This is a genomic window from Clostridium sp. JNZ J1-5, from assembly GCF_053901425.1.
Genome location: NZ_CM132773.1, coordinates 836,858 through 849,594, shown reverse-complemented (window position 1 = coordinate 849,594; position 12,737 = coordinate 836,858). Strand labels below are relative to the sequence as shown.

Genomic DNA, 12,737 nt, shown 5'->3' with positions numbered 1-12,737 from the left:
TTTAGGGTTGGAGAGGAGAGGAGTGCTATGTTTACTCCTATAAAAAATACAAAAGTATATGAACAAGTAATTGAACAAATTAAAGGTATGATTGCAGACGGAACTTTAAAGAAAGGCGATAAATTACCTTCTGAAAGAGATTTGGCTGAGCAATTAGGTATAAGTAGGGCTTCTATTAGAGAAGCAATAAGATCTCTTGAAATAATAGGACTTATAGAATCAAGGCAAGGTGAGGGTAATTTTATAAGAAGTTCTTTTGAAAATAGCTTATTGGAACCTCTCTCTATTATGTTTATGTTAAATGAAGGTAAAGTGCAAGAAATATTTGAGCTTAGAAAAGTTATAGAGATAGAAACTGCTGCACTAGCAGCAAAACAAATAACAGATGAGGAATTAGATCATATGTTAGATTTAATAAACAAAATGAAAAGTTCAGATAATGAAGAAGAGAGAGTGACATATGATACAAAATTTCATTATAAAATAGCTCAAGCTTCAAGAAATTTTCTAATAGTTAACATATTAAATACCGTTTCTATACTTATGGATTCTTTTATAAGGGATGCTAGAAAGAGAATAATTAGCAATCAACACAAAGATGACATTGATTTTCAGCATGAAAAAATATGGAATGCTCTTAAAAATCATAATCCAGGTGAAGCTGCAGAAGCTATGAGAAGGCATATGGAATTGATAAATGAAAATCTAATATTGATGACAAAGTATAATTAATAAAAATAGAGCTGTTAAGATAACAGTTCTATTTTTTATTTCCAAATAAGTTATAAAAAAAGCAACAGTGGTTATAATAAATTTATTATTTGAGCTATGCTCTCAATTAAGGCTAATTTGAGGAGTTTTATAGTTTTTAATCCTAGGTTATGCTATTTTAAAGTTGATATATAATTAACATATTATAATGGATTAGTAAGAAAATTTAAAAATTTAAAAAAGCTATACATGCATAGTATAGCTTTGGAATGGGAACTAATTCAAAATTTGTATATGTTAATTAAATAACAATTGTGTAAATATTTCGAACAGTATGATAAAATAATTTTGTAAGATGGTATGACCAAATATGGTCATACCAAAGGTTACATAATTTAATATGTGCATACCGTAATTCTAAATTTATCTCTTTATTAATATAAAAGGAGGCGAATAGATACTCACATGTAAAGGTTTTAGTTAGGATTTATTTTTAACTTAAGCAATACAAAATTTTAGGGGGTAGTAAAATATGTTAGCACTAATAGCCTTTATACCTATATTATTTGTTGGAGTATTAATGATAGCTAGGAACTGGCCATCTACAAAGGCCATGCCAGTAGGCTTTGTAACATCACTAATAATAGCTGCTGTATTTTGGAAAATGCCAGCTAAGTGGATTACTGCTGCTGCTATAAGTGGAGCCATTAACACTATTGATATACTTCTTATAATTTATGGCGCATTACTTATATTACAAATTATGAGAAAAAGTGGAGGAGTAGATGGCATAGCCGAATCTATGGCCAGCGTTTCTACAGATAGAAGAGTACAAGTTATTATAATAGGATTTTTAATGGGTGCATTTTTCGAAGGTGCAGCTGGATTTGGTACACCAGCAGCAGTAGCAGCACCATTATTAGTTGGTTTAGGATTTCCACCATTAGTGGCAGCAATGGTTGCACTAATAGGTAATAGTGCTCCAGTTAGTTTTGGTGCTGTTGGTACACCTATAATTGGAGGCTTTGGAAATTTAAAAGACATAGTTATAGCTGGAGGATATAAGGGAGATTTTATAGGTTTTTTAGGTGAAATAGGAGGTTTTGCAGGAATACTACATTTCTGTATAGGTACTTTTATTCCTCTTGCCATGGTTTGTACTATGACTTTAATAATTGATAAAAGTATAAAGAAAGGATTAGAAGTTGCCCCATTAGCTTTACTTGGTGGATTAGTATTTACTATTCCAGAAGTATTAATATCAAATTTTGTAGGACCTGAATTACCATCCTTGCTAGGGGCATTAATAGCTATACCAGTATTTATAACTTTGGTTAAAAAAGGCGTTTGTACTCCTAAAACTAATTGGGATTTTAAACCTCATGATCAATGGGAAGAAGATTGGGAGGGAGAAGTTAAAGCTGGAAGTAGTAGACCAGTAGATGCTAAACCATTAAGTGCATCTAAAGCATGGGCTCCATATATATTAATAGGTATATTGCTACTACTTGGACGTCTAAAATGGTTAGGAATTACTCCATTACTAAAAGCGTGGAGTATAGAATGGGCAAATATTTTAGGAACATCCATATCAAAAGGTATTACACCACTATATAATCCAGGAGTTATTCCATTTATGCTAGTTGCATTAATTATTCCATTTATGCATGGAATGGATAGAAAAGAAGCTTTAAAATGTTGGAAGGATACATTAAAACAAATAAAACCATCAGCTATAGCTCTATTCTTTGCATTAGGTATGACTTATATTATGATGAATTCAGGAGCAGCAGCAGGTAATGATTCAATGCTTATAGTTATGGCTAAAACTGCATCTATGATAGTTGGAGGTGGATGGTATTTAGTTGCTCCTATAGTTGGTATTTTAGGTGCATTTGTATCTGGAAGTAACACTGTATCAGATGTAATGTTTGGTGCATTGCAATTTAGTGCAGCAAAAGAAGTAGGAATACCAACAATTTCTACATTAGCACTACAAGCAGTAGGTGGAGCTGCAGGAAATATGATATGTGTTCATAATGTAGTATCTGTTCTAACTACAGTTGGACTTGTAGGTAAGGAAGGTAAAGTAATTAAAAATAATATTAAGATATGTGTTGTGTATGGATTATTATCTGGAATAGTAGCTATAATAGTTGTTAAGCTGTTCATGCCAAATCTATTCTAATATATAGGCTATATTTTAATAGATTGTTGATGACCTATAATATTGAAAATAATTCTAAATCTGTTCATGCAAAATAGTTAAGAGACTTTGCTTCTCTTAACTATTTTGTTTATAGTGCATTTTATTTTGTAATATAGATTAATAAATTATTTATCAAGATAAATTTTAAGCTTACATAAGGACATACTATTTACTTAAAATAAGTATTTTTATTAACAGGATTTGATAATTATTTAACCATTAAATAGAGATTTAGTCTACTGTAAAAAATTTTTTTATAATAAATCTATAATTAAAAATATTTAGAATATTTATAAATACTCTACTAAGATGATTAATTACAAATTTTAGATAAAATTATTATATGTTAATAAGTTAACTATAATAGAAAGTTATAAAGTAGTATGCTATTATGTATTTAAAGAACTGGTCTTACCACATTAGTTGTATATATCTAAAATTTTAACCTTGGTACATTTTATAATCTATAGGGCTGACCATTAAACAAAGAGGTATGACCATAATACCAGATGAAGTTAATATTTTGAGGATATAGGAGGATTAAGTATGGAAATTTTAGTTTGTATAAAACAAGTTCCAGGAACAAGCAAAGTTGAAGTAGATCCAGTTACAGGGGTATTAAAAAGAGATGGCATTGATTCAAAAATGAATCCTTATGATTTATATGCATTAGAAAGTGCTTTTAGAATTAGAGAAGAAAAGGGTGGAAAAGTTAATGTAATTACTATGGGGCCACCTCAATCTAAGGAAATTATACAGGAAGCATTTATGATGGGGGCTGATGAAGGTTCATTACTTTCAGATAGGAAATTTGCAGGAGCCGACGTTTTAGCTACAGCTTACACATTATCTCAAGGAGTTAAAATGACAGGAAGTCCTGATCTTATAATTTGCGGAAAGCAGACTACAGACGGAGATACAGCTCAAGTTGGACCTGAAATGGCAGAATATTTGAAAATACCGCATGTTGCCAATGTAAGAAGAGTAATTGAAATTAAAGATGATTCTATAACAGTAGAAATGGACATGGCAGAAACAGTTGAAATTCAAGAAATAAAATTTCCTTGTTTGATAACAGTAGAAAAAGATATATATACTCCAAGGCTACCATCCTATAAGAAAAAATTGGATACTAAGGACAAAGAAATAAAAGTATTCAGCTTAGCAGATTTTGAGGACAAGAATGAAAACCATTACGGACTAAATGGTTCAGCAACTCAAGTTGAAAGAATATTCCCTCCAGAGGTTAATACAGATAAAGAAATGTGGGAAGGAAGCGGAGAAGAATTAACTTTAAAACTATTTAACAAGCTAAAAGAACTTAAATTTGTTTAATAGATTATAAAACTGGGCTTGTAAATTAAGAGGAGGAATTATAATGGGAAAGCTATTGGTTCATGAAGACAAATTAAATAGAGAAATTATAGATGAATTAGTTAAAATATGTCCTTTTGGTGCAATTGAGGAAAGTAACGGAAAAGTTGAAATAACAGCTGCATGTAAAATGTGTAAATTGTGTGTTAAAAAAGGACCTAAGGGAGTAGTTGAATTTGTAGAAGAAGAAGGACCAAAGGTAGACAAAAGTCTATGGAATGGTATTGCAGTGTATGTAGACCATGTAGAGGGAAATATTCATCCTGTAACTTATGAATTAATAGGAAAGGGAAGAGAACTTGCTGCTAAAATCAACCACCCAGTATACGCAGTATTCATAGGACACAATATTAAAGATAAAGCAGAAGAATTATTACACTATGGAGTAGATGAAGTTTTTGTATATGACTATGAAAATTTAGGAGAATTCAGAATAGAGCCATATACAGCAGCCTTTGAAAATTTTATAAATAAAGTAAAACCATCATCAATACTAGTTGGAGCTACAACTGTTGGCAGATCCTTAGCACCAAGAATTGCTGCTAGATTTAAAACTGGACTTACAGCAGATTGCACAATACTTGATATGAAAGAGAATACAGATCTTGTACAAATAAGGCCAGCTTTCGGTGGAAATATTATGGCTCAGATTATATGCAGCAATAATAGACCTCAATTTGCTACAGTTAGATATAAGATATTCTCAGCACCAGAAAGAACAAGTGAAGCTAATGGAAAAGTTACAGTTTGCAAAATTGAAAAAGACAAATTTGAATCTAATATAAAAGTTCTTAAAATTACTAAGAAAGAAAAAGAAGTAAGTATTTCAGATGCAGAAGTAATAGTAGCTGCAGGAAGAGGAATTAAGTCAGAAAAAGACATGCAATTAGTAAGGGAATTAGCGGATGCTATAGGTGGACAAATTGCAGGAACAAGACCATTAGTTGAAGCAGGATGGATAGATGCAAAACAACAAATAGGTCTTAGCGGAAGAACTGTAAAGCCAAAACTTATAATTACTGTGGGTATACAAGGTGCAGTGCAATTTGTAGCTGGTATGAATAATTCAGAAACTATAATAGCTATAAATAATGACCCTAATGCTTCAATATTTAACGTTGCACACTACGGATTAGTTGGAGACATTTATGAAATAGTTCCTAGATTAATTGAAATGGCTAAAGGCGAAAGTTTATTAGAACAGGTGGCAGCAACTGTTTAGAAAATTCGAAATAGTCACTAAAATGGGAGGTTACAAATATGGGCGAATATAAAAAGATAGACTCTAAAGATGTGGAATTCTTAAAATCTATAGTTGGTGAAGAAAACGTTTTATATGGTGAGGAAATAAGTGAAGATTATAGCCATGATGAATTAGGAGGGATAAGTAATTACCCAGATGTATTAGTAAGAGTTCATACTACAGAAGAAATTTCAAAAATAATGAAGTATGCTTATGAAAAGACCATTCCAGTAGTAGCAAGGGGTTCAGGTACAGGCCTTGTTGGAGCGTCAGTTCCACTACAAGGAGGAATAATGATTGAAACTACTGAAATGAATCATATATTAGAGTTAGACGAAGAAAACCTAACATTAACACTAGAACCTGGTGTACTTCTAATGGAAATATCTAAATTTGTTGAAGAACATGACTTATTCTATCCGCCAGATCCAGGTGAAAAGAGTGCTACAATAGGAGGAAATATTAGCACTAATGCAGGCGGTATGAGAGCTGTTAAATATGGAGTTACAAGAGATTATGTTCGTGGACTTGAAGTAGTACTACCAAACGGAGATGTTTTAGAATTAGGTGGAAAGGTTGTTAAAAATAGTTCAGGATATAGTTTAAAGGATTTAATAATAGGTTCAGAAGGTACGCTAGGAATAGTTACAAAAGCAATATTGAAATTATTACCACTACCTAAGAAAGCAATAAGCTTGCTTATACCATTTAAAGATATAGATAGTGCCATTGAAATGGTGCCAAAGATAATAAAATCAAAGGCAGTACCAACTGCTATAGAATTTATGCAAAGAGAAGTAATTCTTGCTGCAGAAGAATTCTTAGGCAAGAAGTTCCCAGATAATTCATCAGATGCATATCTTTTATTAACTTTTGATGGCAATAGCGCTGCTCAAGTAGAAGCAGATTATGCAACAGTAGCAGATTTATGCTTGAATTCAGGTGCACTAGATGTATTTATAGTTGATACAGAGGAAAGAAAGGAATCTGTTTGGTCAGCTAGAGGAGCCTTCCTTGAAGCTATTAAGGCTTCCACATCTGAAATAGATGAATGCGATGTTGTTGTTCCAAGAAATCAAGTTGCAAACTTCATTAAATACACTCATGAATTAGAAAAAGAATTCAATGTTAGAATACCAAGTTTTGGTCATGCTGGAGATGGAAACTTACACGTTTATATCTGCAGAGATGATATGGATGAAGAAACTTGGAAGAAGAAATTAAATGAAGTATTTGATTGCATGTACAAAAAATCAGAAGAATTAAGAGGACTTGTATCAGGAGAACATGGAATAGGATATGCAAAGAGAGAGTATATGTTCCATCAATATGGAGATCAATATATGTCAATAATGAAAGGTATTAAAGCAACATTTGATACTAAAAACATCTTAAATCCTGGAAAGGTTTGTGAATAAGCTTACCCAATTACCCAATAAATTATAATATTTAAAAGATCCAGTGAGGCATTAACCACTGGATCTTTTAAATATTATAGAACCGTCCCCTTATTTTTCTTATTCTTAAAAATCACCTGAGTATTGTATAATGGATATACTCTATGCCTCTATAGGAATATTATTTATTGAGCAAACATATTAGGTTAATATATCTATAAGATTTTGGAGGTATTTTTATGAATGAGGGGTTGTGGAAAAAATGTGTTGACTTCCATGGGCATGAATGTCTTGGTTTAGCAATAGGTTTTAAAGTATGTGAAGCTGTTAAAGAAAAAATGGGGATAGAATTTTCAAGGGATGAAGAAATAGTTTGTGTTACAGAAAATGATGCCTGTGCTGTAGATGCAATTCAAGTTATGATGGGATGCAGCTTTGGAAAAGGAAATATTGTTTATAGAAATAGAGGAAAGTTTGCCTTTAGTTTTTTTAATAGAAAATCTAGAGAAAGTGTAAGAATTGTATTTAAAAACTTTCCAAGAATAGAAGATAAGAAAGTGTTCTTGGAGTATATATTAAATGCTGAGGCAGATGAGTTATTTGACTATAAGCATCCTAATTTTGATATTCCAGAGAGGGCAGTAATATTTGATTCGATTCCTTGTGAAATATGTGGAGAAAAGACAGCTGAAAATAGGATGAGAATAATGAATGGAAAAAAGGTGTGTCTAGATTGTTTTAAAGATTACTCAAGAGGGTGGTAGATGCTTCTCAAAGTGAGAATAAGAGAAAGTATATTCTCACTTTGAGAATATACTTTCTCTAAATGAGACTAAACTGTAATCTTTATATATTTTTTTATGTCAAAATGGCTTAAATAGGCTTTTTACGACTTGGCATAAATATTGCGTTGGTTATAACTAGCGCAATAATTGATGAAATATATTAATTAAAAGACGAGGAGAGATGACAATGCACATACCAGATAATTATCTAAGTCCATCAACCTGTGCAGTTGTTGGTGCTGCAATGATTCCGGTTTGGAAAAGGGCAGTTTCAAAAGTGAAAAAAGAGTTACCGAGAAAGAAGATTCCATTACTAGGTATCTGCGGGGCTTTTTCATTTTTAATTATGATGTTTAATCTTCCACTACCTGGAGGAACTACGGGACATGCGGTAGGAGCTACTTTAGTGGCTATTTTATTAGGACCATATGCAGCTGTAATAGCGGTAACTATCGCTCTTGCAATTCAAGCTCTATTTTTTGGAGATGGTGGTATACTTGCTTTAGGTGCAAATTGTTTTAATATGGCTTTTGTAATGCCTTTTGTAGGATATTATATATATAAATTTATAGGCTCTAAGTTTAAGGGGGAAAAGGCACAGTACATAGCTGCATTTGTTGCGGGTTATGTGTCACTTAATATAGCAGCACTTTTAACAGCTGTAGAGTTTGGAATTCAACCTTTGCTTTTTAAAGATGCAGTGGGATCGCCTATATATTGTCCATATGGTCTAAATGTTTCTATACCAGCTATGCTAATACCTCATTTATTAGTAGCTGGAATTATGGAAGGTGTAGTTACAGCGGCTGTTTATGGTTATGTTAAAAAAGTATCTCCATCATCTATATATGAAGGTGAAGGAGAAAGTAGTCATAAGTCTGTTTATGCTTTAATTTTAGCTCTTATTGCTTTTGTGCCATTAGGGCTTTTAGCCAGCGGAACTGCTTGGGGAGAATGGGGCAGCGAAGAGATAAAAGAATTAACTGGATTTATACCTAAAGGCATGAAAGAAGGATTTAGCTTTGAATCATTAATGCCTGATTATTCCATAGCTGGACTCTCAGAAAGGACAGGATATATACTATCGGCTATAATTGGTGTAATATTAATATTAGTTGTAATAAAGCTTTTTACCATGAAAAAAATAAAGAAGAATAATAGTAATATACCATATTAAAATTAATAATTATCACTATCTGTATATTTTATAAGGATAGTGATAATTTAAAGTAGGTGATATATTGGAGACAGAATGGCTTTTTCAAAAGGATGAGTATACTCCCATAAAGGATCAAGAAAAATTTGTAGATAGAAGTATTTTTTCTATTATCAACATATTGGGAAGAATTAAAAGAAGAGGAAACTACAGTACTAGACCTTTTTATAAATTAAATGCAACGTTAAAAGTGGTGTTTACATTTATAAATATTATTTTATTAGCTCTTTCTAGAAATTTTGCATTCATAATAGCTTTATATATATATTTATTAACTTGCATTATTACCTTAGAGAAGGAAGAAATAAAAGATATTTTATTAATAAGTTTTGTAATCCCTATTTTTACATTAATTATGTTAATTCCATCCCTATTATCTGGAAATGTAATAAACAGTGCTTTAATTCTTATAAAAGTAGCTTCCACAATACTTTCTGTAAATATATTGTCTTATACTACAAAGTGGGAACATATTACTAAGGCTTTAAAGCTTCTATTTATTCCAGATTTATTTATATGGGTTATGGAAATCACAATTAAGTACATTGTAATCCTTGGAGAACATTCACTAAATATGCTTTACGCTTTAAAACTTAGATCAATAGGTAAAAATAATAAAAAATATAATTCCTTATCTAGATTAATGGGAAACCTATTTTTGAAATCAAAAGAAATGGGAGAAGAGATGTTCTCTGCTATGGAATGCAGGGGATTTACTGGAGAATATAAAAGCTTGGTAGGTTTTAAAGCAGATAAATATGATATTATATATTGTATAGTGAATATAGCATTTATAGTAGCTTTTATAGTAATTTAAATCTTTAAATAAGTAAAAAAGCTAGAAAGGACAAGTCATGATTGAATTAAAAAATGTTACTTTTAAATATAGGGATAGAGAAGCTTTAAGTGATGTTAATATTAAAATACAATCTGGAGAAGCTATTGCTCTAATTGGACCAAATGGAAGTGGAAAATCTACATTTTTAAAAATTTTAAATGGAATTGCTTTTCCTCAGAAAGGAAATTATTATTTTGAAAGCAATGAAATTACAGAAAAAAAATTGAATGATAGTGAGCTTTCAAAGTGTTTTCACAAAAAAATAGGGTTTGTATTTCAAAATTCGGATACTCAACTATTTTGTTCAACAGTTTACGAAGAAATTGCATTTGGGCCCAGGCAAATGGGTTTTTCAGAGGAAGAAGTAAATAAAAGAGTTTATGATTGTCTTAAACTTTTAAATATAGAAAAGATAAAACATGAGGCCCCCTATAACCTAAGTGGAGGAGAAAAGAAGAGAGTGGCTATAGCCTGTGTTTTATCTATGAATCCAGAAGTAATAACATTAGATGAGCCTATGAATGGAATTGATCCAAAGGGAAAAAAGTTTTTAAGAGAACTTATGATAAAATTGAATGCAGCAGGAAAAACAATAATATGCTCTACTCATGATTTTGAATATGTAGAGGGAATTTTTAAAAGGGCAATTGTCTTTTCAGAGGAACATAAGGTTATTAGAGATGATGAATATAAAAATGTGATAAGTGATGAAAAATTTTTAATTGATAACAATATAAAGTAATGTTTTATATAGAAATAACTATAGGATAAGGATTGGTGATAGAGATGAAAATACTTTATTATGATTGTTTTGCAGGAATAAGCGGGGATATGAATCTAGGAGCTATGATTGATTTAGGAGTAGATGCAGATTATCTTGTAAATGAACTTAAAAAATTAGGTTTAAATAATGAATATGAAATAAAAGTTGGAAGAGAAAGTAGAAAAGGAATTGAGGGAACTAAAGTAGATGTGATTTTAAAAGGACATGATCATTGTCATGATGAAGAACATAATCATGATCATGGTAGTTTAGAAGAGCATTGCCATGAACATCATCATCACCATGATGAAGAGCACTGCCATGACCATAACACTCATGATCACTGTCATAGCCATGATCATAGCCAACATCAGCAGGTGAACAATCACCACCACCATAGTAGTGATCATATACATAGAAATCTTAAGGATATTGAAAATATTATAAATTCAAGCGAATTAAGCGCAAACATAAAAAAAATCAGCTTAAATATATTTATAAAAGTGGCGGAAGCTGAAGCAAAAGTACATGGTAAACCACTATATGAAGTTCATTTTCATGAAGTAGGAGCTATAGACTCTATTGTAGATATAGTTGGAGCTGCAATATGTTTAGATTATTTAAAAGTAGATAAAATTATGGCTTCTTCAATAGAACTTGGTGGAGGCTTTGTAAAATGTGCACATGGCTTAATCCCAGTACCAGCCCCTGCTACAGTAGAAATATTAAAAGGAATTCCGGTTAAGTCTGGGATTGTCCCATTTGAAACAACCACACCAACAGGAGCAGCTATCTTAGCGGCAAATGTAGATGAGTTTACTAACAATGTGGACTTTATTATAGAAAAAGCAGCTTATGGAGTTGGTGGAAGAGATACTGAAATTCCAAATGTACTTAGAGTTTATTTAGGTAAAAAAAAACTAGAGAGTTAAATGAAGATGATATAGAAAATGATGAAGTTTATATACTTCAGTGCAATATTGATGATATGAATCCAGAGATATATAACTATACCATGGAAGTTCTCTTTAATGAAGGTGCCTTAGATGTTTATAGAACACCAATTCTTATGAAAAAAGATAGATTTGGAGTCATTTTAAACATAATGTGTAGGGAAGAGGATAGAGAAAAGCTAAAAGAAATAGTATTTAAAGAGACTACATCTATTGGTATTAGAGAATACAAAGTAAAAAGAACAAAGCTTAATAGAAAATTTCAAGGAGTAGATACCATATATGGTGAAGTTAAAATAAAAAAATCCTATTACAAAGGTAAATTAGTTAACCTAAAACCAGAATATGATGATTGTAAGAAACTTGCAAAGAAAAATTGCATATCAATAAACAGTGTATATAACGAAGTTTACAGGAATATAGAGGAGGAAGCTAAAGATGAATAATGAAAAATACATTAATCTTTTACAGTATCTTAAGGAGTTAGAAAGTGTAGTAGTGGCATTTTCAGGAGGAGTAGATAGTACCTTCTTACTTAGAGCAGCAAAGGAAGCACTAGGAGATAAAGCTGCAGCCCTTACAGTAGTTTCTCCATATATTCCTAAATGGGAGATAGAAGAGGCAAAGGAGTTAGTTAAGGAAATAGGAATAAGACATGAGTTTTTAGAAGTTCCTGTAGTAATGGATGAAATCAAATATAATCCTGAAGATAGATGCTATTTATGTAAAAGGGCTGTATTTACTATGATAAGTGAATTTGCAAAGAATAATGGATATAAATACGTGGTAGATGGAACAAACTTTGATGATACAAAAGACTATAGACCTGGACTTAGAGCATTAAAAGAACTTCAAATTAAAAGTCCGTTACTTAAAAATGAGTTAACTAAAATGGAAATTAGGGAACTATCAAAGGGATTAGGATTGAAAACATGGGATAAACCAGCTTATGCATGTTTACTATCAAGAATTCCATACGGAAATGAGATAAAGGAAGAAGAGCTTCGTAAAATAGAGAATGCCGAAAGATATTTGATGGACAGGGGATTTTTAGCAGTACGTGTAAGATGTCATGGGGATTTAGCAAGAATTGAAGTTCCAAGGGAGGATATGACAAAATTATTCAACTTAGGGCTTTTAGATGAAATCTCAGATAAACTTAAAAGTTTTGGGTTTAAGTATGTATCATTAGATATACAAGGTTATAGAACAGGCAGTCTTAATGAAACTATAGTAAAGGAGAGTTAA

Annotated in this window: 10 protein-coding genes and 1 pseudogene; all 11 read left to right on the top strand. The window is 31.3% G+C overall.

Features of this window, described 5'->3' with window-relative positions; all coding sequences use genetic code 11:
- Window positions 1-27: 27 nt before the first annotated feature.
- The 11 genes and pseudogenes from ACWW38_RS04220 to larE all read left to right on the top strand — a co-directional run bounded on the left by ACWW38_RS04220 (window position 28) and on the right by larE (window position 12,737).
- On the top strand, window positions 28-732 hold the full coding sequence (locus ACWW38_RS04220; protein WP_456259562.1) for a FadR/GntR family transcriptional regulator: 705 nt from the start codon (window positions 28-30) through the stop codon (window positions 730-732).
- 511 nt (window positions 733-1,243) lie between these two features.
- Complete coding sequence (locus ACWW38_RS04215; protein ID WP_456259561.1) at window positions 1,244-2,899, top strand: L-lactate permease; 1,656 nt, start codon at window positions 1,244-1,246, stop codon at window positions 2,897-2,899.
- Between the two features lie 567 nt (window positions 2,900-3,466).
- The gene (locus ACWW38_RS04210; protein WP_456259560.1) at window positions 3,467-4,255 is read left to right on the top strand and encodes an electron transfer flavoprotein subunit beta/FixA family protein; all 789 of its coding nucleotides are present in this window, start codon (window positions 3,467-3,469) and stop codon (window positions 4,253-4,255) included.
- A gap of 43 nt (window positions 4,256-4,298) precedes the next feature.
- On the top strand, window positions 4,299-5,516 hold the full coding sequence (locus tag ACWW38_RS04205) for an electron transfer flavoprotein subunit alpha (protein WP_456259559.1): 1,218 nt from the start codon (window positions 4,299-4,301) through the stop codon (window positions 5,514-5,516).
- A 38-nt stretch (window positions 5,517-5,554) separates the two neighbouring features.
- Entirely contained in the window at window positions 5,555-6,955 is a 1,401-nt protein-coding gene (locus tag ACWW38_RS04200) for an FAD-binding oxidoreductase (RefSeq protein ID WP_456259558.1), read from the top strand.
- A gap of 218 nt (window positions 6,956-7,173) precedes the next feature.
- Complete coding sequence (locus ACWW38_RS04195) at window positions 7,174-7,698, top strand: FmdE family protein (RefSeq protein WP_456259557.1); 525 nt, start codon at window positions 7,174-7,176, stop codon at window positions 7,696-7,698.
- Between the two features lie 208 nt (window positions 7,699-7,906).
- A complete protein-coding gene (gene cbiM / locus ACWW38_RS04190) occupies window positions 7,907-8,896 on the top strand; it encodes a cobalt transporter CbiM (RefSeq protein WP_456259556.1) in 990 nt (329 codons plus the stop codon).
- A gap of 64 nt (window positions 8,897-8,960) precedes the next feature.
- On the top strand, window positions 8,961-9,752 hold the full coding sequence (locus ACWW38_RS04185) for an energy-coupling factor transporter transmembrane component T family protein (RefSeq protein ID WP_456259555.1): 792 nt from the start codon (window positions 8,961-8,963) through the stop codon (window positions 9,750-9,752).
- 37 nt (window positions 9,753-9,789) lie between these two features.
- Window positions 9,790-10,515: an energy-coupling factor ABC transporter ATP-binding protein gene (locus tag ACWW38_RS04180; RefSeq protein WP_456259554.1), complete on the top strand. Its 726-nt coding sequence runs from the start codon at window positions 9,790-9,792 to the stop codon at window positions 10,513-10,515.
- 44 nt (window positions 10,516-10,559) lie between these two features.
- Window positions 10,560-11,935, top strand: a pseudogene (gene larC / locus ACWW38_RS04175) (nickel pincer cofactor biosynthesis protein LarC).
- Window positions 11,928-12,737, top strand: a complete 810-nt coding sequence (gene larE / locus ACWW38_RS04170; protein WP_456259553.1) for an ATP-dependent sacrificial sulfur transferase LarE — start codon at window positions 11,928-11,930, stop codon at window positions 12,735-12,737. Before larC ends, larE begins: the two are co-directional and overlap by 8 nt.

Bases quoted from the DNA above. Each gene is read 5' to 3' on its own strand.
- ACWW38_RS04220 (WP_456259562.1), top strand. From the start codon at position 28: ATGTTTACTCCTATAAAAAATACAAAAGTATATGAACAAGTAATTGAA.
- ACWW38_RS04215 (WP_456259561.1), top strand. From the start codon at position 1,244: ATGTTAGCACTAATAGCCTTTATACCTATATTATTTGTTGGAGTATTA.
- ACWW38_RS04210 (WP_456259560.1), top strand. From the start codon at position 3,467: ATGGAAATTTTAGTTTGTATAAAACAAGTTCCAGGAACAAGCAAAGTT.
- ACWW38_RS04205 (WP_456259559.1), top strand. From the start codon at position 4,299: ATGGGAAAGCTATTGGTTCATGAAGACAAATTAAATAGAGAAATTATA.
- ACWW38_RS04200 (WP_456259558.1), top strand. From the start codon at position 5,555: ATGGGCGAATATAAAAAGATAGACTCTAAAGATGTGGAATTCTTAAAA.
- ACWW38_RS04195 (WP_456259557.1), top strand. From the start codon at position 7,174: ATGAATGAGGGGTTGTGGAAAAAATGTGTTGACTTCCATGGGCATGAA.
- cbiM (WP_456259556.1), top strand. From the start codon at position 7,907: ATGCACATACCAGATAATTATCTAAGTCCATCAACCTGTGCAGTTGTT.
- ACWW38_RS04180 (WP_456259554.1), top strand. From the start codon at position 9,790: ATGATTGAATTAAAAAATGTTACTTTTAAATATAGGGATAGAGAAGCT.
- larE (WP_456259553.1), top strand. From the start codon at position 11,928: ATGAATAATGAAAAATACATTAATCTTTTACAGTATCTTAAGGAGTTA.